The organism is Pseudomonas sp. 67(2021) (assembly GCF_017491835.1).
Taxonomy (GTDB): Bacteria; Pseudomonadota; Gammaproteobacteria; order Pseudomonadales; family Pseudomonadaceae; genus Aquipseudomonas; species Aquipseudomonas atacamensis.
The window spans coordinates 52,431-74,354 of record NZ_JAFGYL010000004.1 but is presented as its reverse complement, the minus strand read 5'-3'; the positions used below and the strand labels follow the sequence as shown (position 1 = coordinate 74,354).

The following is a 21,924-nucleotide window of genomic DNA, read 5'->3' as shown; positions in this document are numbered from 1 at the left end:
TGCAGGCGGATCGCGCCGGGGATTCTGTGGGTATTGCACGGGCGGGCGTCGCGAGACGAATGGATGATGAACAAAACACAGGTTGGCATGGCTTTCCTCGATGGTCGCTGTGAGCGAAGGAGGAAAGAAATGTAGGCCGCTGGCTCAGGCCTACAAGGTCTGCGCGGCAAAACAGAAAGGTCCTGCAAGCAGTCGTGCAAGTGCCTACAGAAGAAGCTGACGTTTAAGAGGAGGAGAGGTGAGTCAGACGCAGTCCGACAACCGGCAGCCCATCGCGTAGGGCTGCCGGCGTGGCTGTTTAATAGCCGTTTTCAGGCAGGCTGGCGATGATCGAGCGATAGCTGTTCATCCGTTGCTGCTGGATGCGGCCATCTTCCAGGGCCTTGAGCAGTGCACAACCCGGTTCGCGATCGTGCTTGCAGTCGCGGAAGCGGCAAGTGCCAAGCAGGTCGTCGAACTCGATGAAACCGGCTTCGACGTCGGCGCGGCTGACGTGGCCCAGACCGAATTCGCGAATGCCTGGGGAGTCGATCAGTTCACCGCCACCGGGGAAGTGGAACAGCCGCGCAGTGGTGGTGGTGTGCGTGCCCTGACCGGACAATTCCGACAACGGTCCGACGCGGGTTTCGACCTCAGGCAGCAGGCTGTTGACCAGCGACGACTTGCCGACGCCGGACTGGCCGACGAACACGCTGATGCGTCCGTCGAGCTGCTTTTGCAGCTGCTCCATGCCATCGCCGTGGTGCGCCGAGACTTCCAGCACCGGATAACCCAGCGTGCGATACACCGCCAGCAACGCGTTCAGCGCCGGGGCGTTCTGCTCGTCGATCAGGTCGAATTTGTTCAGCAGCAAAAGCGGGCGGATGCCGGCATGTTCGGCGGCGACCAGATAGCGGTCGATCAGGTTGGCGTGAGGCTCGGGCAGCGGCGCGAACACGATGACGATCATGTCGACGTTGGCAGCAACCGGTTTGAGCTGGCCACGGCTGTCAGGGCGGCACAGTTCGGTGCTGCGCGGCAGTTGCGCGACGATCACGCCGATGCCCTGGTTGCCGGCGCGCCAGACCACTTTGTCGCCGGTGACCAGCGCTGGCAGGTTGGCGCGCAAGTGGCAGCGGAACACTTGGCCGGCGAGTTCGCCGTCAACAGCTTCGACTTCGACCTGCACACCGAAGTGGGCGATCACCAGGCCGTGCTGCTCAGGGCCAAGGTCGCCGCCCTCGAGGGCCTCGACCGCCGAGGACTCGCGTTTGGCGGCGCGTGCGGCGCGCTCGCCCTGAATCTTTTCGATGCGCCAGTTTTGACGACGATTGAGTTGGCGTTTGGCCATGGGTGTTCCGTCTGAAGAATGCAGCGATTAGGTAAAACGGCCGCGAGTTTAGCACGCCCGGCCACCGGCCTAGGCTAAACTGCGCAGCATTGCCTAGGAGCCCGAATATGCAAAACCCGCAGAACCTGATCTGGATCGACCTGGAAATGACCGGTCTGGACCCGGACAACGATGTCATCATCGAAATGGCCACCATCGTCACCGACAGTGAGCTGAATACATTGGCCGAAGGCCCGGTGATCGCCATCCATCACAGCGACGAAGTGCTCGCGCGCATGGACGAATGGAACACCCGCACTCACGGTAATTCCGGCCTGACCCAGCGTGTACGTGAAAGCCGCATCAGCATGGCTGAGGCAGAAGCTGAGACCATTGCTTTCCTGGAAAAGTGGGTGCCGAAGGGCAAATCGCCGATCTGCGGCAACAGCATCTGCCAGGACCGTCGCTTTCTTTATACCCACATGAAGGCGCTGGAAAGCTACTTCCACTACCGCAACCTCGACGTCTCGACGCTCAAGGAACTGGCCGCACGCTGGGCTCCGGACGTGCGCGACAGCTTCAAGAAGGGCAGCACGCACCTGGCGCTGGACGACATTCGCGAATCGATCGCCGAGTTGCAGCATTACCGCAAGCACTTCATCAAGTTCTGAGGGAGCGGCTTTACGCCTTCGCGAGCCTGCTTGCGAAAGGCGCGCCCTCTTCTGGTGCGGCGCTGAAATGGCTAGACTGCGCGCCTTCCTGCCTGGACTGCCATCATGTTGCTGATGCTCTATCTGATCGCCATTACCGCCGAAGCCATGACTGGCGCGCTGTCCGCCGGACGACGAGGCATGGACTGGTTCGGCGTGGTGCTGATCGCCTGCATCACCGCGCTCGGTGGCGGTTCGGTGCGCGACGTGTTGCTCGGGCATTACCCGCTGACCTGGGTCAAACATCCGGAATATCTGGTGCTGACCTCGGTGGCAGCGATGTTCACCGTATTCGCTGCGCGCTGGATGCGCCACCTGCGCTCGCTGTTTCTGGTGCTCGATGCAGTTGGACTGGTGGCATTTACTTTGATCGGTTGCATGACGGCGCTGGAAATGGGTCACGGCATGTTGGTGGCTTCCGTCAGCGGAGTCATCACCGGCGTTTTTGGCGGTATTCTTCGCGATATCTTCTGCAACGATATTCCCTTGATCTTTCGCCGCGAACTTTACGCCAGCGTCTCATTTGCTGCGGCGTGGTGCTACATGTTGTGTCTTTATCTCAATGTGCCAGGTGAACAAGCCATTCTGATCACTTTGTTTGGCGGATTCCTGTTGCGTCTGCTGGCCATTCGTTTTCATTGGGAAATGCCGAAGTTCGTTTATAACGACGAACAATGATTGATCGTGCGTCCTTGTCATTGAAGTTGATTAATGGCAAATATGTTATTTGTGACTGACGCGCGCATATTTCTTACACTTTTCACTTTGATCTTTGCTTGATGGGTATGTAGTTTTTTCGCTGACATATTTTCGATGTCAGTACCAAACTATATTCTTACAAAGGAGCTGCATTTTGAGTGAAAGCATGGATGTTACAGATAATCAAAATGACAATCCGCCCACTCTGGCGGGGCTGTCCAGTTTAAAAGTCAAGTTTGATGCCGGTAATAATACTCAAAGCAGGGCACTTGTCGCTAATGGCCGAATGCAGGTCAAAGTTCAAGTACTCGTTGCCGGAGTGGACGCCGACGGCAACGCAATGCATGTACCCGCAGATGTAATGGAAAGCATCCAGCTTATTCATTACGCGACCGGCAAGACCTTGCGCGATGGCTGGGTCGCGAGCTCAGTCCAAGGGCGGTTTACGCGTGAGGCACGTCCTGCACCTGACGCCGAAGACAGGCACGACGATGATCTTGAGAATGACAGCGTTCATCCACAGGTTCGTACGTTCTGGGTTTCCTCATCGAGCGCCGGAACGACTGAGATCGGTGCGCGCCTGTCCGTGAATGGCGAGACGATCCTCAGTAACGGAACCACGCCTGCCAGTGTTCATTACAGCAGCGTGACTGTAGAAGCGGAAACGCCTTCGACATATGGTGTAGACGGAGTATTTCGGTTGTACCAGACCAGGATTGGTAATGAGTCGCCCGGTAACCGTATCTGGAAGTACCATTTGGGACTGTACCCGGGTGGGAAGCAGATCCGGCTGGTCGACTGGATTGCAGAGGGGGCAGAAGAGGGCAAGGATTACGATTTTGCGGGTGGTAACCGGCTTAACGAAATAAAAACAAATTACATGGAATGCATTTTCGTGCGTCCCGAAACATCCAGTGTCGTCGTCTCTTTGCCTGACAGGGGTGATCCATTTGCATACACTTTCACCAGTGATGCGCAAACATGGAACTCGAAGCATTATCACGTAAATACTCAAAGCGACGGGGAGTTGACCATCGTCCAGGCTCTATCTGAATACTCGAAAAGCACCGGGCCACAAAAATATGGTGGCGTCCTCCATTTCATCGCGATCGATGAATATGGTACTGAGCATAAACTGGCAATCCGCGTGAATTTTCACGAGCGTAATTTATATCTTCAACGAGGCTGAGTTCGTTCACTGATGCAATGTCGGTGAATGTAGTAGATGTATATGCGTTTGGCATTTCGACTGCAGATAAGCTGCCATGTCGATGATCAGGCATATGCACGAAAGTGCTTTTCTGATGACTCGCGTTGGCCCTGCACTCTGTGGGGCCAGCGCACCCCCTCTCAAGGATGAGCGATCATGACTGGCAAACCGCCGAAGATCAAACCTGTATCTGTCCCAACCAAACCCTCCGATTCCAGCATCGATGTCTCCCACCGACCGTTGTCCTCGTCTTCGACAGTGGCGCATTTGACTGTTGCACATCATCAGGAACCGCTGCATTCGCAATTTTCATCAGATCCGCTGGCGATAACGCCTGGTGTCAATGTGAGCACGACCACGACGTATTCCACATTCGACGAATTCCCAAGGTTTTCTGCACAAGATCCCCTGGAAAGCTACTGGATACCCTCACAAGAGGGTCTCGATGAGTCCGTTGCACTGGGTATCAAAACCTTGAAGCATCGCCAGTATGTTGCCGTCGCTGATAATCACATCGTACAAGTGGTCCGAGACGCTGAGAGCGGTCTGCTTCGCGCCACGCATGCCAGAGAACTGCATCCTTCCGGTCCGCTATTGAGGCCTGACAGCGAGGGCCGGTTGTGGCACCCGCTGGACGACCCTGAGTCGACCAACCCGCTTGCAACTGTCTATTCCGAACACAAACGTGCGGCAGAGCTGCTTACCGGCGCGGAATATTCAATAGAAGATTTTTCTCCATTGATGATCAAACGCATGCTCGCAGTGAGCGGCGTAAACACAACGATAGTGCACAGGTCCGAGATTCATCCCACCTCGCTGGCATTGCTGCAGGACACAGCGAGACGTTTTGCCCTCGATCAAAAGATCCAGCTGTTCATCACCCAAGTGCAACATTCCGATCCGACCGTGCGTGCGCAGGCTGATTCACAACTGCAGGCTTTGTTGCCGCCACGGGCAGATGATCTGAGCGAGCGCGTTATCGAACAATCCAGCGCCTTGCTTTTTGAGCAGAGTGAGCGGGCGTTCGAACTTGATTGCGATGCCAACACATTGCTGATGCGACGGATTTTTCCCGACCTGCCCAAGATCATCGCTCAGGCGTTGTGGCGAGAGGCCAGTACCGCCGACCATATGCATTTGCGCCTGCGGCCGGGAATGCCGAGGCACATGGCAGAAAAGACGCTGGTGGCGCTACGCGAGGTGCGTCTCGCCAGGGCGTGCGCAGGAATCTATCTGGATTCGGTAGCCAGTCTGGACAGTGATCTGCTGGCATTGCAGATGATCGGGCAGCTTGATCTTTGGCCGCGACAGATTCGTATCGAGATTCGTCGGCAAGCGTCAGAGGGTGAGTTATTGAGTGCTATTGGCGATGCTCGATCGCCAGTGCGTCACACATTTATTCGTCAGCATGAAGGCTACGTTATCCAGCTCAGCGGCGTCCCGTCACCCCAAGGTCGGACGGATCTGTATGCCGCCGTCTGGCTCCTTTTACTGCCCGAGCAGCGCCAATTGCTCGGTGTAGCGCAGGGCGGTGGTGCGGCTCTGCGGCAGCTGGTACGTGCACAGCCATTGCCGTCGCGCCAACGCGTGAGCGAATTGCTGGAGTTTGCACCGGTGCAGGTAACGGCTGTTCCGGCCAGCGCCCAATACGTACAAGCGGGGCTGCGAGGCGGCGGCGATGTCAACCCGACGTTGACAAAATCCGTTGAAGAGCGTGTCCGTGATCTTTATCCGCAGCTTGCCGAACAAGAACTGGCCATGTTCATTTCCGACCGTCTGAAGTCGGACCCAGCCAGGGTCTTGGCTCGCCTGGAGACAGAATTGGCAACACTGCGCAATGAGTTGGCGATCTGGAGTGCGCAAGGATTGTCGACCCGCACGGATTCATCGCAGGGCGCACCGCAAACCGCAGAGCAACGGCTGGCTCGCGAGCGGTTCAGCGCAAAGCTGCAGGATATCTGGCAGCGCAAGTCGGTTTCGAGGTGGGGGTTCGGTGACTATCATTTTTCCCATCATGTCGATTTTTCCGCAGAGTTACCAAAGCTATCCGCCAGGTTCGACTACGTAACAGAGTTGATACTGACTGTGGAAAAGCCAGGCGCACGCATGGGCGCTTTTTTTGACAGTTTTCCCAATGTGCAATATTTGGTGGTCACTGGCATAAAAATGGAGGACTTTCCGTCAGGGATATTCCAGATGCGCCAGCTGCGTCAGCTTGTGCTGAACGATTGCTCGCTTGAATTATCTGAAGCCACGGCTGAAGGTTTGTCCAGGATCGAGACGCTCACTTTGTTGAATCTTGCCAACAACCCTCTCACAGTTGCTCCGCATGTAGGCTTCATGACAGGTTTAACCGAGTTGATGCTATATAATGCAAATCTTTACAGCCTGCCCTCCGGTATAGACAGGCTTGGAGACCTTCGTGTCATGGCGTTACAGGGTAATAATATTTCGCACATAGGAGACGATCTGTTCGATATTCCGGATACGCAAGACCTATACGTTGGTTTATTGAATAATCCGCTGAGTAACGAGTCAATGCGGCGGATTAATCAGTATCTTGCGAATTCCAGTATGGACCGGAAGGTAGAAATCCAAACGGCCGAGGCAGTTTCAGACGTTGATTCCGAAAGTGATTCATCGGAAAGCGGATTTTCAACAGGTTCAGATAGCAACTAGGTGTTTTCGAAAGTAACGGGTCGATCACGCTGCTAACATGATTTGGCAAACATAAACTACTCGCTAACTCCCCTTCTGATTCGGTTTGAGTGAATTCGGAAGGGGTAACAGGCCATCTTGGGCAGAATCAAAGGGGTCGAAGGTTTAGTGTTGAAGTGCGTAACATTCAGATCGCATTTTTTGAAGTTGTTAGCATCTGTGTGAAATATTCATGATGATGTTGAAAGATTACTACTTCACAAAATGTCAAATGTCGCGACTTCTTATATTCAGGTTCGATGTTAATACTCTGCTGAGCCCTTAAGGGGTGAAATATATTAATCAGCTGAGGTGTTATCAAATGTTTAGCGAGGAAGTAGGTATATCCCGTATAGAGGTAAAACTCGACACCACGAATCATGGTCAGCACAAAGTGCTTTATGCCAACGGTCGCATGCAGGTGCGTGTGTTGGTGCTTCTACACGGGATCGATAACAATGGCGACGGCGTATCGTTGCACGGACATCCCGCATTGCAGTCACTGCGGCTTATTGCCTATAACGGTGCTCGCCCATTGGAGGGAGAATGGAATGTATCGATTCAGGAAAATCGTTACGCTCACGAAATGTCGGGCGGCGCAACGCGGCTGACAGAAGTCCCGCGGGTCATTGACAACCGGATCAGCGACGCCGTAGATCCGGTACAGATTTTACAATTCTGGGTTTCGGCTTCCCGACCTGGAATCATGGAAGTGGCTGCCGAGATTTCCTTGAACGGCGCGGTATTGCGAAGTAATGGGGTTGGTTTCGACAGCAGTGTCACGCTGGAGGCGATTCCGCCTAAAGAGTACTCGCTGAGCGACTTTTCGTTGAGCAAGTATGACAAGAAACAGAATCGGGGCCTGTATGAGTGGGTTCAGCACTATCATATTGGCCTGCGAGCGGATGGCAGGCAGGTTCACCTTCTTGACTGGTACAGCAGTGAAGTGAAACTTGATCCTTATGATTCCGAAGATGCGGTGCAGGTTTATGTGTCCGGGAATATTCCCGGTGAACAAGGTAGTCGCAAAACTTTCTATGGATATATGGCGCCTATATATGGCCTGCAGGCAACATTTCGCAGTCCCCATGGCTACGTCACCGTACCTATCAACAAAGTGCCTGGACAGTTGACGCTCGTTCAGTATGTTTCCGCTGACCCGCAAGCGGCGCGGGAAAGTGATAGCGCCTTCGAATTTGCCGTGATCGATGAATTCGGTTCGGAACACCGGCTTAGTATCGATGGTGATAAAAAGCAGCTCACTTTTATTCTGGATCAATCCAAGCGGTCAATGAAGCGACTTGTCTGACTTCTTGTCTGGTCAGCGTACTTCGCTGGCCAGTGTTGACTGCCAAATTCTGAGTCTGGAAATAAAAGGACGATTCAATAATGGAAAGTAATTTCTCTTCCTCTGTGCATTCGAACGCTTTCAACTTCGGTGAATTTGTTTCCGGAGGCGTTGATCCCCGTACGGGCATGTATACGTGTGCATTTTCGCTTGGCAAGTTGCACTCGGCAGAACTCAATGGTCCGGAGCTTGCACTTTCAGTGAGTTTCAATCCGCTCAATCAGGCGGATAGTGGTTTCGGCGTTGGCTGGTCTTTGACCCTGACCAATTATGACTTGCGCAGCAAAGTCATGACCTTGGCCAACGGTGAACGCTACAAGGCTGTCGAGACGTCCAGCGGCCTGAAGTTCAAGGAAATGAAACTGCAAACAGCAAAGGTGTCAGTCACTGGAGCAGGGCGCTATGAAGTCCGATACAAGGATGGTCGGCGGGAACTGCTCAAAGTCCTGGCCGGCACTCAGGTCGCCGTCGCGGAAAAAATAATCGCGGCGAACGGCGTGAGCATTACGCTGAAACATGAGTTGTTCAACCAGTCTCCCCGTTTGGCCGAAGTCCGTGATGCCACGCGCTGCCTGTTGAAAATTTCCCGTTCGGCAGGTCAGGTGACGTTGTCGCGATATCCCGACACTACTTCGAGCTCCAACTTCAGGCTGATTTTGAAAAACAGTCGGGTAACGGCCATCGAGCTTCCGGTGGGTAAAGGTTGGGAGCTCGAGTATGAAGTCATCGCTGGGGCCAGCTATGTTCATCGCATCGTCAACCCGCTGCGCGGGGTCGAAATCGTTCGCTACAAGCGGCACGGCCACCGCTTCATCAGCGGTGTGGAACAGACACTGCCGTTTGTTATCGCTCACGATGTCTACCCAGGGCGCGGCCAGCCCAGAGTGTGCAAGACATACACGTACTCCGACCATAACTTCCTTGGGCAGGGCCTCCTTCCAGCCAAGGATAGTGACCTGGATCCGCTCTATCTGGCGCCCAGCAACTACGTCTACACCTCGGACGAGCACTTGCTGGTCAGCGGCAAAGTACATACCCGCATTAAACGCACCTACAACAAATTCCATCTGTTGGTGGCTGAGGTTACGACCTGTGGCGACGCTCAGATCGCCACTGCCACGGAGTATCACTGTTCCGTTACCAAGCCGTTCAGTGAGCAGGTGGCCCAGTTCCGCATGCCTAAAGTCCATACGGTGACGTACCTCGATCGGCGCACCCAACAGCAGCGTGTGGAAACCACGATCACTGAGTTCGATGGCGAAGGTAACTTGCTCAAGCAGGTTGAGCCCACTGGGGTGATGACTACGACGGAATACTATCCGGCCATTGGCGGGGATAACTGCCCGGAGGATCCGCTGGGCTTTTCCAGGTTCCCGAAAAAGAGGACGGTGACTGCTGCCGCATCGGATGGTGCTTCGACAGTCACGTACTACGACTACGCTTTGCAACCGGCGCTTGAGGGTGCCGAACTGGCCTCTGTGTTACCGGTCGAGGAGCGTTTTTTCGAAGTGGTGGAGGGTGTAGAGGTGTTGCGTTCGAAAACCGCACGCAGTTATCTGAATACGCCCGAGGATCCACTCAAGCATGGAGCCGCAAAAGAGCAAAGTGTCACCCTGAATGATAAAAAAACCGTTATCGAATTTTCCTATGAGCTTGAGGGTGACAGGCTGCGAGTCAGGTCCAGCACGCGCGGATTCGACGGCGCGCTGCAGACCAGTGAGAAGGTGCTTTCGACGCTGACCGGATTACAGGTCTCTGAAGTCGGTGTCGATGGCGAGCACATCGAATATGAATACGATGCAATCGGCCGGGCAGTGGGCAAAACAGTTGCTGCCGGCACCCCCTTTGCGGCCGCTACCCGGTGGGCCTATCTGGCCGCCAGCAAACAGCAGCCGGCGACAATGGTGACCACGGATCCTGCTGGCGGCGAGCAAAAAGTCGCCTATGACGGACTGGAACGGGTGATCACCGTTCAGGAAAAGGACTGCGACCATCCCGACAAGGACGGTCTCATTCAGACACGCACGCTTTATTCTGCGCTGCATGATTCGGTCGGTCACAAGGTGAAAGTGACGCTGACTGATTGGCGTGATGGCAAGCCTTGTCCGGTCAGCACTTGCTATGAATTCGATTCCTGGGGCCAGGTCAGCAAGACGCTGCACGATGATGGGCGTATCGAACACAGCGAGGCGGATCCGGTGCTTCGCCGGCAAACCAATTGGCTCCAGGGCATGGGCAAGACGATCACCGTCGTCAATGATTTCGGTAAACCGCTGAGTGTCGAGAGCTTCAATCTGAAGAACAGGAGTCTGGGCAAAACCGTTTACACCTATGACGGTTATGGGCGCACAGCCAGCCAGACAGACCCTGTCGGCAACACCAGCCGATATGAGTACGATGTTTTTGACCGAATGACCCGCAATGTCCTGCCCGACGGCGGTAGGGTCGTGACCGAGTACGCCGAGCATAGTGATGAAGGGCTGGCGATCAACATCAAGGTCGGTGACAAAGTGCTGGGCCAGCAAACGTATGACGGTCTGGGGCGGTTGATCCAGAGTACTGTGGGCGGGCGAAAGTCCGAGGCGGGTTATGAAGCGGGCTTCACTCAGCCGCAGTGGTACAAGAGTGCTGATGGCAAAAAAACCGAATTCACTTATTTGCGGGAACTGGGCGGTTTGCTGACTGAGCGCAAGGCAGAGGACCTGGTCACAACCATGACCTATGACCCCGTCAGTGGCAAACCCTTGACCTGTACCGAAAGCGGCAGGAGCCGCAGCTTTGCCTATCACCCTTCCGGGCGCCTGAAATCCGAAACGACGAGCTTCGGCGCTATCACGAAAGCAACGTCCAGTACCTGGTCCCTGCAGGGGCGACCGATCACCCACGTTGATGTGCTCGGTACCGACAACAGATCTGAATACGATGAGTTCGGCCGCCTTCTATCCGCCTCGCAAGGCTTGCTGACAACCGAGTTCCACTACAACGCCCGGACGGGGATGCTGGAGTGGACGAAAACCGAAGACACCTCGATCAAGCGTCAGATGATCACCCGGTTCGCCTATGACGATATCGGTCGTGAAACCCGGCGTACATTCGAGATTCAGGGTCAGCCTGACCAGACCCTCGAATCGACTTACACGCTGGCTGGCAAACTGGCGCAGAAAGTGTCCAGACGTGGCACTCAACTCTTACGTGATGAACAGTTCACCTACGACGGGCGCGGGCGCTTGATCCAGTACGACTGTGCTGGCACCCAAAAGCCCCGTGACCCGTATGGCAAGGAAATTATCCAGCAGACGTTCACCTTCGATGCGCTGGACAACATTCTTACCGTGCAGACGAAGTTCCCGCTGGGCGTGAATCTGACCACCTTCAGTTATGACAATCCCGATCCGGTACAGCTCAGCGCAGTCAAACATTCCCATGTCGACTATCCACCAGCAGTGACGCTGGAATACGACGCCAACGGCAGGATGATCAAGGACGACCAGGCGCGAACGCTGGCCTATGACGCGTTCGGACGTCTTGAGCAATTGTCCGACGCGGGGGGATCAGCGTTCCGTGGCTACCATTACGACGGTTTCGACGATCTGGTTGAACTGTCGCAACCCGATAAGGCGACTGTGCAGCGTTATTACCACGCAGGCCGGGTCGCCAATGAGGTCAGTGGTGAAAATTCATCCAGTGTCGTGCGTCACGGTGGCGCGCTTGTGGGACAGCGGCAACTCGGTCTGAACGCCAGCGCGCAGCTGTTTGGCACCGATCAACAGCAAAGCGTGCTGGCAACACTGGGTAAGGAGCACCTCACCGATTGCGCCTACAGTCCTTATGGGCACCGTCCTGCCGACGGCGGATTGTTCAGCCTGGCGGGGTTCAACGGCGAACAGCTGGATCCGGTTACCGGGCTGTATCTGCTGGGCAACGGTTACCGGGCCTATAGCCCGACACTGATGCGTTTTCTTTCCCCCGATAGCATGAGTCCGTTCGGTGCGGGCGGATTGAATGCCTACAGTTATTGCCTGGGCGACCCGGTCAATCGGGTTGACCCTACCGGGCATGTCTCCTGGCAATCGATCCTGGGCATCGGCCTGAGTATTCTCGGCATTGTTGCCAGCGTAGTGACGATGGGCGCGGCGACGCCATGGGCAGTGACGGCACTGGGGCTGGCGGTTGCTTCGGGCCTGGCGGGTATTGCCAGCGAGGTGGTCAATGAACTCGCACCGGGTTCTCAGGCGGGCGAGATATTGGGCTGGATCAGTTTTGGTCTCGGGCTGGCTTCGGTGGGGGCAGGGCTGGCAGCTGGTGCCAAAGCGGGCATCAATGCTGGCAGGAAACTGGCTGGCGCCTTCAAGCAAGGCCTGAGTAGTAAAGGCTCCAAAGCAGCGGGTCGAGAGATGGCCCGAGGTATGATCAAGGGCAAGGGAAACAAGGCGGCGGCCAAGGCTAAGGCGAAGGCCAGCGCGGCCGTTCAGGAAGAGGCCGAGAAACCATGGTCACTCGTCAGGGTCAATCCCAAAAATAACATGCTTGAGAAAAGGGGGCTTACGGGCTTGCTTGAAAAGGCCGAAACCTTCATGCAGCACATTGAGGCGGGTAACTCCCCAACGTCTTCTGCAGTGCTGATTCATGCCGAATACACGCCCATGTATGGCCCATCCGGATCAGCATCAAAGTCGATGCATCTCTATCTGTCGAAAGGAGACCGAATATATATGACCGAAAACGCTAAGGAGCGGATCGCGGTCATCGACCAGCTGGGTGGTCATAGGTAAAGGACAAACAATAAGCTTGGAGCACGCAATGAAACGATACATAGCGAAAGCAGGAGCACTCAAGGTCCGGCTACGATTAGAACATTGCGCTTGCCGGTTTTGCGAACGCGCGGCGGGCGTGCCGTTCCAGTGCCCACTCGACATGTTCCCTGACCAACTCTGACGGATAATCCCGTCGCGCCTTCAACGCTTCCAGCACCGGAATCGTTGAAGGCGCATTTCCCAGCCCCACCGCCAGATTGCGCAACCAGCGCTCATACCCGGCGCGCCGCAATGGCGAACCTTCGGTGCTGCTTAGAAACTTATCTTCATCCCACAAAAACAACTCGGCCAACTGTGCGTTATCCAGATTGTGCCGTGGCTTGAAATCGTTTTCCCCGGTCGGCCGGGCGAAACGGTTCCACGGGCAGACGATCTGGCAATCGTCGCAGCCAAACACGCGATTGCCAATCAACGGCCGCAACTCTTCGGGAATCGCGGTTTTCAGCTCGATGGTCAGATAGGAAATGCAGCGCCGCGCGTCCAGCACATAGGGGCCGACGAAGGCGTTGGTCGGGCAGATATCCAGACACGCAGTGCAACGCCCGCAATGTTCGCTGCTGTGCGGTTCATCCACCGGCAACGGCAGATCGACGAACAGCTCACTGAGGAAGAAGTAACTGCCGGCCTTGCGGTTGAGCACCAGGGTGTTTTTGCCGATCCAGCCCAGCCCCGCCTGTTCGGCGATGGCTTTCTCCAGCACCGGTGCGCTGTCGACAAACGCGCGAAAACCGAACGGGCCGATCTCTGCCTGGATCCTGTCGGCCAATTGTTGAACACGTTTACGGATCAATTTGTGGTAATCGCGGCCCAAGGCATAACGCGACACGTAAGCCTTTTCCGGTTCAGCCAGGCGTTTGGCCATTTCGGTATCGCCCGGCAAGTAGTCCATGCGCAGGGAAACCACGCGCAACGTGCCCGGCACCAGTTCTTCCGGGTGCGAGCGTTTGCTGCCATGGGCGCCCATGTAGTCCATTTCGCCGTGATAGCCGGCGTCGAGCCAGCGTTGCAGATGCTGCTCGTGCTCGGCCAGGTCCAGACCGCTGATGCCGACTTGCTGGAAGCCCAGCTCGCGGCCCCAATCCTTGATCGATTGGGCGAGGGCGGGCAGGTCTGTGGTGATGGCGGACATGAGGCGAGAGAAACCGGAGCTGAGGTGCGTATAATTCTGCCAGACATCGGAGCCCGAAGACGCATGCCGCAGACGAAAGATGAATTACCCGACGCGCTTTACCGCGCCGCGCAGGTGCGCGAACTCGACGCGCGGCTGATCGCCGCCGGCACGGCGGGCTTCGAATTGATGCAGCGCGCCGCCCGCGCGACGTGGCGCGCACTGGTGCGCAAGTGGCCGGCAGCGAACGAACTGACGGTGCTCGCCGGGCACGGCAACAACGCTGGCGACGGTTATCTGGTGGCCGGGCTGGCGCTGCGGGCCGGTTGGACGGTGCGGGTTCTCGCCGTCGGCGATCCGCAGCGTTTGCAGGGCGATGCCGCACTGGCCCATGCCGAATCGGTGGCTGCTGGTGTTGTGGTGCAAGGCTGGCAGGGGCAAAGCGAGCTGCGCGGTGTCGTCCTCGATGCCTTGCTCGGCACAGGTCTGAGCGGCGAAGTGCGCGAGCCGTATGCATCGGCGATCAAGGCGATCAACGCCTGCGGTTTGCCGGTAGCGGCGGTCGATATCCCTTCCGGGCTATGTGCCGATACCGGGCGTGAACTGGGGGTCGCGGTCCACGCCGATCTAACGGTGACATTCATTGCTATGAAGATCGGGCTGTTGACTGGCGACGCGGCGGATCAAATCGGCGAACTGGTGTTCAACGACTTGCAAGCCACCGACGAAATTTTCAGTGACATTCCCGTCTGCGCTCAACGCCTGAGCGCCGCTAATCTTCCAGCACTTGCGCCGCGCGCGCTGACCTCGCACAAGGGGCGCTTTGGTCATGTGTTACTGATCGGCGGCGATCACGGGTTCGGCGGAGCGATTCTGCTCAGCACGGAAATGGCCTTGCGCGGCGGCGCGGGCATGGTTTCGCTGGCGACTCGCCCAGAGCATGTGCCGGCGGCGCTGACTCGGGTGCCGGAGGCTATGGCGCTCGGCACCTCGTCAGCCAATCAACTGATGGGTCTGCTGGAAAAGGTTTCGGTATTGGTGGTCGGGCCAGGCCTCGGTCAGGCCAGTTGGGGCCGTGCCCTGTTGTCGGCTGCCGCCAATGCGCCGCTGCCGCAGGTGTGGGACGCTGACGCGTTGAACCTGCTGGCCAGCGATTTTGTCCAGTTGCCCAAGGATTGCGTGATCACCCCGCATCCGGGTGAAGCGGCGCGCTTGCTTGGCGTCAGCACCACCGAGGTGCAGGCCGATCGCCCGGCCGCTGCTCTGGCGTTGAGCAAAAAGTATTCAGCGGTAGTGGTTCTGAAAGGTGCCGGCAGTCTGATCGCCCATCCAGACGGGCGTCTGGCCCTCTGTCATCAGGGCCATCCGGCGATGGCCACGGGCGGGTTGGGTGATGTGCTGGCCGGTCTCACCGGCGCATTGCTGGCCCAGGGCATGGACGCGTTCGATGCGGCATGCCTGGCCGTCTGGCTGCACGCCAACGCGGGTATGCAACAAGGCAAATTCGGCCGTGGGCTGGCGGCCAGTGATCTGATTCCAGCCATTCGTCAGTTGTTGGAGGAGCAAGCACCGTGTCTGAAGTAACCCTGTACCTGGCCGATGAACAGGCGATGAGCGACTTTGGCGCACGGATCGCCCGCGTCACCCAGGGCCATGGCCTGATTTTTCTCGAAGGCAATCTGGGTATGGGCAAAACCACCCTGTCGCGGGGCATCATTCGCGGTTTGGGGTATGTTGGCGCGGTAAAAAGTCCGACCTTCACATTGGTCGAGCCCTACGAGATCGGTGACATTCGTGCCTTCCACTTCGACCTGTATCGCCTGGTCGATCCCGAGGAGCTGGAGTTTCTCGGCATCCGTGACTACTTCGAAGACGATGCCCTGTGCCTGATCGAGTGGCCCGATAAAGGTGCAGGCTTTTTGCCAAAGCCTGACCTGACCATTACCATTAGCCCGCAAGACAGCGGGCGTTCGCTGAAAATTTTAGCCCAGGGCTCGCGTGGCGAGGCCTGGTGTGCCGCTTTGGCATTGGAATCCAATTAAATGATGGGGTTTGGTATGCGCTTTCGCGCGTTGGTGGCTGCCGCTGGACTGATGTTGATGGCAGTAACCGTCAACGCTGTGGCCGATTCAAAGGTCAACAGCGTGCGCCTGTGGCGGGCGCCGGACAACACGCGACTGGTCTTTGACCTCAGCGGCCCGGTGCAGCACAGCGTTTTCACCCTGACAGCCCCGGACCGGCTGGTGATCGACATCAATGGCGCCACCCTCGGCGCGCCGTTGAACGTGCAGACGGCGAACACGCCGATCACCGCGATGCGCTCGGCCCAGCGCACGCCGACCGACCTGCGGGTGGTCATTGACCTGAAAAAAGCCGTCACTCCGAAAAGCTTCTCGCTGGCGCCGAACGCGCAGTATGGCAACCGTCTTGTAGTCGATCTGTTCGACAACCCGGCCGATGCCGCGCCGCCGCCGGCCCCGACGCCATCGGTGGCGACCGTGCCGGCAGTGCCGGTGACCCCGACCGAACCGGCGATCAAGCTGCCGCCAGCCCCGGCCGGCAAACGCGACATTATCGTGGTGATCGACGCCGGCCACGGTGGCGAAGACCCGGGCGCGTCCGGCTCGCGCGGCCAGCGTGAGAAAGACGTGGTACTGCAGATCGCTCGCGAGCTGCAGCGTCAGGTCAACGGCATGAAAGGCTTCCGCGCCGAGCTGACCCGTACCGGCGACTACTTCATTCCATTGCGCGGGCGAACCGAAATCGCCCGCAAGAAGGGCGCCGACCTGTTCGTCTCGATCCACGCCGACGCCGCGCCGTCCGCAGCCGCGTTCGGTGCGTCGGTGTTCGCCCTCTCTGATCGTGGCGCTACGTCCGAGACCGCCCGTTGGCTGGCCGACAGTGAAAACCGTTCCGACCTGATTGGCGGTGCCGGCAACGTCAGCCTCGACGACAAGGACCGTATGCTGGCGGGCGTGTTGCTCGACCTGTCGATGACTGCGTCGCTGACGTCCAGCCTCAACGTCGGCCAGAAGGTGCTGACCAACATCGGTCGCGTTACGCCGCTGCACAAACAACGTGTGGAACAAGCCGGGTTCATGGTGTTGAAGTCGCCGGACATCCCGTCGATCCTGGTCGAAACCGGCTTCATCTCCAACGCCAACGAAGCGAACAAACTGTCCGCGTCGAGCCATCAGCAAGCGCTGGCCCGTTCGATCAGCAGCGGCGTGCGCCAGTTCTTCCAGCAGAATCCGCCACCGGGCACTTACATTGCCTGGCTGCGTGATTCCGGCAAGATTGCCCAAGGTCCGCGCGACCACCGTGTCGGCCCGGGGGAAACCCTGGCGATGATCGGCGTGCGCTATCAGGTTTCGCCGGCCACCTTGCGTGCCGCCAACAACCTGAAAAGCGATGAGCTGAAAGTCGGTCAGCACCTGACCATTCCCGGCACCGAACTGGCGTCCAAAGAATGAACCAGGTCTTGAACACGGCGCGCATCGAGCTGCTCAGCCCGCGGCTGGCGAACCAGATTGCCGCCGGTGAGGTGGTTGAGCGCCCGGCTTCGGTGATCAAGGAGTTGCTGGAAAACAGCCTCGACTCCGGCGCCAAGCGTATCGACGTCGATGTCGAGCAGGGCGGCGTCAAGCTGCTGCGCGTGCGCGATGACGGCAGCGGTATTTCCGCCGATGACCTGCCGCTGGCCTTGGCCCGTCACGCCACCAGCAAGATTCGCAACCTCGAAGACCTCGAACAGGTGATGAGCCTGGGTTTCCGTGGCGAGGCGCTGGCGTCGATCAGCTCCGTGGCGCGTCTGACCCTGACCTCGCGCACCCGCGATGCCGATCAGGCCTGGCAGGTCGAAACCGAAGGCCGGGACATGGCGCCGCGCGTGCAGCCGGCGGCGCATCCGGTCGGCACTTCGGTGGAAGTCCGCGACCTCTTCTTCAACACCCCGGCCCGGCGAAAATTCCTCAAGACCGAAAAAACCGAATTCGATCACTTGCAAGAAGTGATCAAGCGTCTGGCGCTGGCGCGCTTCGACGTGGCTTTTCATCTGCGCCACAACGGCAAGACCATCCTCAGCCTGCACGAGGCCCACGATGATGCAGCCCGCGCCCGGCGTGTGGCGGCGATCTGCGGTTCAGGTTTCCTTGAGCAGGCGCTGCCTATCGAGATCGAACGCAACGGCCTGCACCTGTGGGGCTGGGTCGGTTTGCCGACCTTCAACCGCAGTCAGGCGGACTTGCAGTATTTCTTCGTAAACGGCCGAGCAGTGCGCGACAAACTGGTAGCCCATGCGGTTCGTCAGGCTTATCGCGACGTGCTGTTCAATGGCCGGCACCCGACCTTCGCGCTGTTTTTCGAGGTCGATCCCGCAGCGGTAGACGTCAACGTCCACCCGACCAAACACGAAGTGCGTTTCCGTGACGGGCGCATGGTCCACGATTTCCTGTATGGCACGCTGCACCGTGCGCTGGGCGATGTGCGTCCGGAAGATCAGCTGGCCGGTTCGGTGACCACGGCGATCGTTCGGCCGAGCGGGATCGAGGCGGGCGAATTCGGCCCACAGGGCGAGATGCGTCTGGCCGCCAATGCGCTGCTGGAGCAGCCGCAGGCGCAACCGGCGTTCAACACGTCATCCGGGGCCAGCGCTGGCGGCGCTTATCAGTATCAATACACGCCGCGTCCGCAATCGGCGTTGCCTGCTGCCGAGGCGCAAGCCGCTTACAAAGAGTTTTTCGCGCCGCTGCCTGAAGCCAATGCCAGCGCGCTGCCAACCGGTCAGGAAGATATCCCGCCGCTCGGCTATGCACTGGCGCAGCTCAAGGGCATCTATATTTTGTCCGAGAACGCCCATGGCCTGGTGCTGGTGGACATGCATGCCGCCCACGAGCGGATCATGTACGAGCGCCTGAAAATCGCCATGGCCAGCGAAGGTCTAAGTGGCCAGCCGTTGCTGGTGCCGGAGTCGCTGGCCGTGAGTCAGCGCGAGGCCGATTGTGCTGAAGAACACGCCGCTTGGTTTCAGCGCCTTGGTTTTGAATTGCAGCGCCTGGGGCCGGAAACCCTGGCGATCCGGCAGATTCCCGCATTGCTCAAGCAGGCCGAAGCCAATCGACTGGTCGGCGACGTGCTTTCGGATTTGATGGAGTACGGCACCAGCGACCGTATCCAGGCGCACCTCAACGAACTGCTCGGCACCATGGCCTGCCACGGCGCGATCCGCGCCAACCGGCGTCTGGCCCTGCCGGAAATGAACGGTCTGCTGCGTGACATGGAAAACACCGAACGCAGCGGTCAATGCAACCATGGCCGACCGACCTGGACCCAGCTGGGTCTGGACGATCTGGACAAACTGTTCCTGCGCGGTCGTTGATGAGCCAGCTGCCTCCAGCGATTTTTCTGATGGGCCCGACCGCTGCGGGCAAAACCGATCTGGCCATCGAGCTGACCAAGGTGCTGCCGTGCGAATTGATCAGTGTCGATTCCGCGCTGGTCTACCGCGGCATGGACATCGGCACGGCCAAGCCTTCGAAAGAGTTGCTGGCGCAATACCCGCACCGGCTGATCGACATCCTCGACCCCGCTGAAGCGTATTCAGCCGCCGATTTCCGTCGCGACGCGTTGCAGGCCATGGCCGAAATCACTGGGCGAGGAAAGATCCCGCTGCTGGTCGGCGGCACCATGCTCTATTACAAGGCTTTGATCGAAGGTCTGGCAGACATGCCGGCGGCCGATCCCGAGGTCCGTGCGCAGATCGAGGAAGAAGCTGCACGCCTCGGCTGGCAAGCCCTGCACGATCAACTGGCGCAAATCGATCCGGTGTCGGCGGCGCGCATTCATCCCAATGATCCGCAGCGCTTGAGTCGGGCACTGGAAGTGTATCGAGTCAGCGGGCAGAGCATGACCGCCCTGCGCGAGCAACAATCTGCGCAAAGTACTGAAGCAGCCGCTTCGGGACGCCAACAATTGCCCTATACTGTCGCGAACCTGGCCATTGCTCCGGCGAATCGTCAGGTTCTGCACCAGCGAATTGAACAAAGATTCACAAATATGTTGGAACAGGGATTCATCGACGAGGTCGTAGCCCTGCGTAAAAGAAGTGACCTGCATTCGGGGTTGCCGTCTATACGTGCGGTAGGCTACCGCCAAGTTTGGGATTACCTGGACGGCAAGCTGACATTGGCCCAGATGCAGGAGCGGGGCATCATCGCCACGCGCCAATTGGCCAAACGCCAGTTTACCTGGCTGCGCAGCTGGGACGATTTGCACTGGCTGGACAGTCTTGATTGCGACAATCTGCCACGCGCCTTGAAATACCTTGGGACCATCTCCATATTGAGCTGAGTCCTTGCAATTGCCGTCTATCCTTGGGGGTGTGACGGCCGAAGCCATCTGAATTTATCTGTTTTTATTATTGAATCCTTAAAGGAGTGCGGCACATGTCAAAAGGGCATTCGCTACAAGACCCTTACCTGAACACTTTACGTAAAGAGAAAGTCGGGGTTTCCATCTACCTGGTCAACGGTATCAAGCTGCAAGGGACGATCGAGTCGTTCGACCAGTTCGTGATCCTGCTGAAAAACACCGTAAGCCAGATGGTCTACAAACACGCTATCTCGACCGTCGTGCCGGTTCGTCCAATTCGTCTGCCTAGCGCAACCGAAAACGAACAGGGCGATGCCGATGCAGCGCCGGGTAACGCCTGATAGGAGTCTCCTTTGTTCTTTGAGCGCCACGGTGGTGGTGAACGAGTCATCCTCGTTCACTTGGATGGACAGGACCCTGAGGCGCGCGAAGATCCGCAGGAGTTTCAGGAGTTGGCAAATTCGGCTGGCGCCGAGACCGTCGCGTTTTTTAACGTGCCGCGTCATCGGCCAACCGCCAAATATCTGATCGGCAGCGGCAAGGTCGAGGAACTGCGCGACCTGGTCAAGGCTGAAGAAGCCGATCTGGTGATTTTCAATCACATCCTCACGCCCAGTCAGGAACGCAACCTCGAACGTGTTTTCGAGTGTCGCGTGATCGACCGCACCGGGCTGATTCTCGATATTTTCGCCCAACGCGCACGCACCCATGAGGGCAAGCTGCAGGTCGAACTGGCCCAGCTTGACCACATGAGCACGCGGCTGGTTCGCGGCTGGACTCACCTTGAACGTCAGGGTGGCGGTATCGGTATGCGCGGCCCGGGTGAAACCCAGCTGGAAACCGACCGCCGTCTGCTGCGGGTTCGCCTGCGTCAGATCAAGGGGCGGCTGGAGAAGGTGCGCAGTCAGCGCGAGCAGTCGCGCCGTGGCCGATCCCGTGCGGACATTCCTACCGTTTCGCTGGTGGGCTACACCAACGCGGGCAAATCGACACTCTTCAACAACGTGACGAAGTCCGAGGTGTACGCGGCCGATCAACTGTTCGCCACGCTCGACCCGACCCTGCGCCGGCTGGAGCTTGACGACCTCGGTCCGATCGTCCTCGCCGATACCGTGGGCTTCATTCGTCACCTGCCACACAAGCTGGTCGAGGCATTTCGGTCTACGCTCGAAGAGTCGAGCAATTCCGACCTGCTGCTGCACGTGATCGATGCGGCCGAACCGGATCGCATGTTGCAGATCGAGCAGGTGATGGTGGTGCTGGGCGAGATTGGTGCCCAGGACTTGCCGATCCTCGAGGTCTATAACAAACTCGATTTGCTCGAAGGCGTCGAGCCGCAGATCCAGCGCGATGCCGATGGCAAGCCGCAACGGGTCTGGCTCTCGGCGCGTGATGGCAGCGGTCTGGAATTGCTTGAACAGGCCATCGCCGAGTTGCTCGGCAGTGATCTGTTCGTCGGTACCTTGCGCTTGCCGCAACGCTTCGCTCGACTGCGTGCGCAGTTCTTCGAACTCGGTGCGGTGCAGAAAGAAGAATACGATGAAGAAGGTGTCAGCTTGCTGGCCGTTCGTTTGCCCCGGATCGAGTTGAATCGATTGGTAAGCCGCGAAGGATTGCAGCCGATGGAATTCATCGAGCAACACACTTTGCAATAAAAGCC

The 21,924-nt window shown here is 57.9% G+C and carries 15 protein-coding genes; 13 read left to right on the top strand and 2 right to left on the bottom strand.

Going from position 1 to position 21,924, the window contains the following annotated elements:
• Nucleotides 1–298: 298 nt before the first annotated feature.
• On the bottom strand, nucleotides 299–1,330 hold the full coding sequence (gene rsgA, locus J5M66_RS07450; protein WP_024011360.1) for a small ribosomal subunit biogenesis GTPase RsgA: 1,032 nt from the start codon (nucleotides 1,328–1,330) through the stop codon (nucleotides 299–301).
• Nucleotides 1,331–1,437: 107 nt separating this feature from the next.
• Between rsgA and orn the strand changes: the two genes are divergently transcribed.
• From orn to J5M66_RS07420, 6 genes are all read left to right on the top strand, one after another.
• Nucleotides 1,438–1,980 (top strand): oligoribonuclease, encoded by a 543-nt coding sequence (gene orn / locus J5M66_RS07445; RefSeq protein ID WP_110644898.1) that lies wholly within the window; start codon nucleotides 1,438–1,440, stop codon nucleotides 1,978–1,980.
• Between the two features lie 102 nt (nucleotides 1,981–2,082).
• Entirely contained in the window at nucleotides 2,083–2,697 is a 615-nt protein-coding gene (locus J5M66_RS07440) for a trimeric intracellular cation channel family protein (protein ID WP_177421648.1), read from the top strand.
• Between the two features lie 175 nt (nucleotides 2,698–2,872).
• Complete coding sequence (locus tag J5M66_RS07435) at nucleotides 2,873–3,907, top strand: hypothetical protein (protein WP_207809633.1); 1,035 nt, start codon at nucleotides 2,873–2,875, stop codon at nucleotides 3,905–3,907.
• 177 nt (nucleotides 3,908–4,084) lie between these two features.
• Entirely contained in the window at nucleotides 4,085–6,607 is a 2,523-nt protein-coding gene (locus J5M66_RS07430) for a hypothetical protein (RefSeq protein WP_207809634.1), read from the top strand.
• 340 nt (nucleotides 6,608–6,947) lie between these two features.
• Complete coding sequence (locus tag J5M66_RS07425; RefSeq protein ID WP_207809636.1) at nucleotides 6,948–7,934, top strand: hypothetical protein; 987 nt, start codon at nucleotides 6,948–6,950, stop codon at nucleotides 7,932–7,934.
• A gap of 80 nt (nucleotides 7,935–8,014) precedes the next feature.
• Entirely contained in the window at nucleotides 8,015–12,745 is a 4,731-nt protein-coding gene (locus tag J5M66_RS07420; protein ID WP_207809638.1) for an RHS repeat-associated core domain-containing protein, read from the top strand.
• 76 nt (nucleotides 12,746–12,821) lie between these two features.
• On the opposite strand, the gene queG is transcribed toward J5M66_RS07420, so the two are convergent.
• Nucleotides 12,822–13,916, bottom strand: coding sequence for a tRNA epoxyqueuosine(34) reductase QueG (queG, locus tag J5M66_RS07415; RefSeq protein ID WP_207809640.1), 1,095 nt, complete (start codon nucleotides 13,914–13,916; stop codon nucleotides 12,822–12,824).
• 63 nt (nucleotides 13,917–13,979) lie between these two features.
• Between queG and J5M66_RS07410 the strand changes: the two genes are divergently transcribed.
• The 7 genes from J5M66_RS07410 (at nucleotide 13,980) to hflX (ending at nucleotide 21,919) form a co-directional block, all read left to right on the top strand.
• The gene (locus tag J5M66_RS07410) at nucleotides 13,980–15,479 is read left to right on the top strand and encodes an NAD(P)H-hydrate dehydratase (protein WP_207809642.1); all 1,500 of its coding nucleotides are present in this window, start codon (nucleotides 13,980–13,982) and stop codon (nucleotides 15,477–15,479) included.
• On the top strand, nucleotides 15,467–15,937 hold the full coding sequence (tsaE, locus tag J5M66_RS07405) for a tRNA (adenosine(37)-N6)-threonylcarbamoyltransferase complex ATPase subunit type 1 TsaE (RefSeq protein ID WP_123443942.1): 471 nt from the start codon (nucleotides 15,467–15,469) through the stop codon (nucleotides 15,935–15,937). The genes J5M66_RS07410 and tsaE overlap by 13 nt, the downstream gene beginning before the upstream one ends.
• Nucleotides 15,938–17,368, top strand: coding sequence for an N-acetylmuramoyl-L-alanine amidase (locus J5M66_RS07400; RefSeq protein ID WP_024011366.1), 1,431 nt, complete (start codon nucleotides 15,938–15,940; stop codon nucleotides 17,366–17,368).
• Nucleotides 17,365–19,272 carry a DNA mismatch repair endonuclease MutL gene (mutL, locus tag J5M66_RS07395; RefSeq protein WP_122881189.1) on the top strand — a complete coding sequence of 636 codons (1,908 nt, stop codon included), beginning with the start codon at nucleotides 17,365–17,367 and terminating at the stop codon, nucleotides 19,270–19,272. The genes J5M66_RS07400 and mutL overlap by 4 nt, the downstream gene beginning before the upstream one ends.
• Nucleotides 19,272–20,243, top strand: a complete 972-nt coding sequence (gene miaA / locus J5M66_RS07390) for a tRNA (adenosine(37)-N6)-dimethylallyltransferase MiaA (RefSeq protein WP_073471677.1) — start codon at nucleotides 19,272–19,274, stop codon at nucleotides 20,241–20,243. The genes mutL and miaA overlap by 1 nt, the downstream gene beginning before the upstream one ends.
• A gap of 95 nt (nucleotides 20,244–20,338) precedes the next feature.
• A complete protein-coding gene (gene hfq, locus J5M66_RS07385; protein ID WP_016771947.1) occupies nucleotides 20,339–20,605 on the top strand; it encodes an RNA chaperone Hfq in 267 nt (88 codons plus the stop codon).
• 12 nt (nucleotides 20,606–20,617) lie between these two features.
• Complete coding sequence (hflX, locus tag J5M66_RS07380) at nucleotides 20,618–21,919, top strand: ribosome rescue GTPase HflX (protein WP_016771946.1); 1,302 nt, start codon at nucleotides 20,618–20,620, stop codon at nucleotides 21,917–21,919.
• Nucleotides 21,920–21,924: the final 5 nt, after the last annotated feature.

Coding starts and splice junctions, on each gene's coding strand:
- miaA (WP_073471677.1), top strand. CDS start 19,272: ATGAGCCAGCTGCCTCCAGCGATTTTTCTGATGGGCCCGACCGCTGCG.
- hfq (WP_016771947.1), top strand. CDS start 20,339: ATGTCAAAAGGGCATTCGCTACAAGACCCTTACCTGAACACTTTACGT.
- J5M66_RS07430 (WP_207809634.1), top strand. CDS start 4,085: ATGACTGGCAAACCGCCGAAGATCAAACCTGTATCTGTCCCAACCAAA.
- mutL (WP_122881189.1), top strand. CDS start 17,365: ATGAACCAGGTCTTGAACACGGCGCGCATCGAGCTGCTCAGCCCGCGG.
- J5M66_RS07420 (WP_207809638.1), top strand. CDS start 8,015: ATGGAAAGTAATTTCTCTTCCTCTGTGCATTCGAACGCTTTCAACTTC.
- queG (WP_207809640.1), bottom strand. CDS start 13,916: ATGTCCGCCATCACCACAGACCTGCCCGCCCTCGCCCAATCGATCAAG.
- rsgA (WP_024011360.1), bottom strand. CDS start 1,330: ATGGCCAAACGCCAACTCAATCGTCGTCAAAACTGGCGCATCGAAAAG.
- J5M66_RS07425 (WP_207809636.1), top strand. CDS start 6,948: ATGTTTAGCGAGGAAGTAGGTATATCCCGTATAGAGGTAAAACTCGAC.
- orn (WP_110644898.1), top strand. CDS start 1,438: ATGCAAAACCCGCAGAACCTGATCTGGATCGACCTGGAAATGACCGGT.
- J5M66_RS07410 (WP_207809642.1), top strand. CDS start 13,980: ATGCCGCAGACGAAAGATGAATTACCCGACGCGCTTTACCGCGCCGCG.
- J5M66_RS07400 (WP_024011366.1), top strand. CDS start 15,938: ATGATGGGGTTTGGTATGCGCTTTCGCGCGTTGGTGGCTGCCGCTGGA.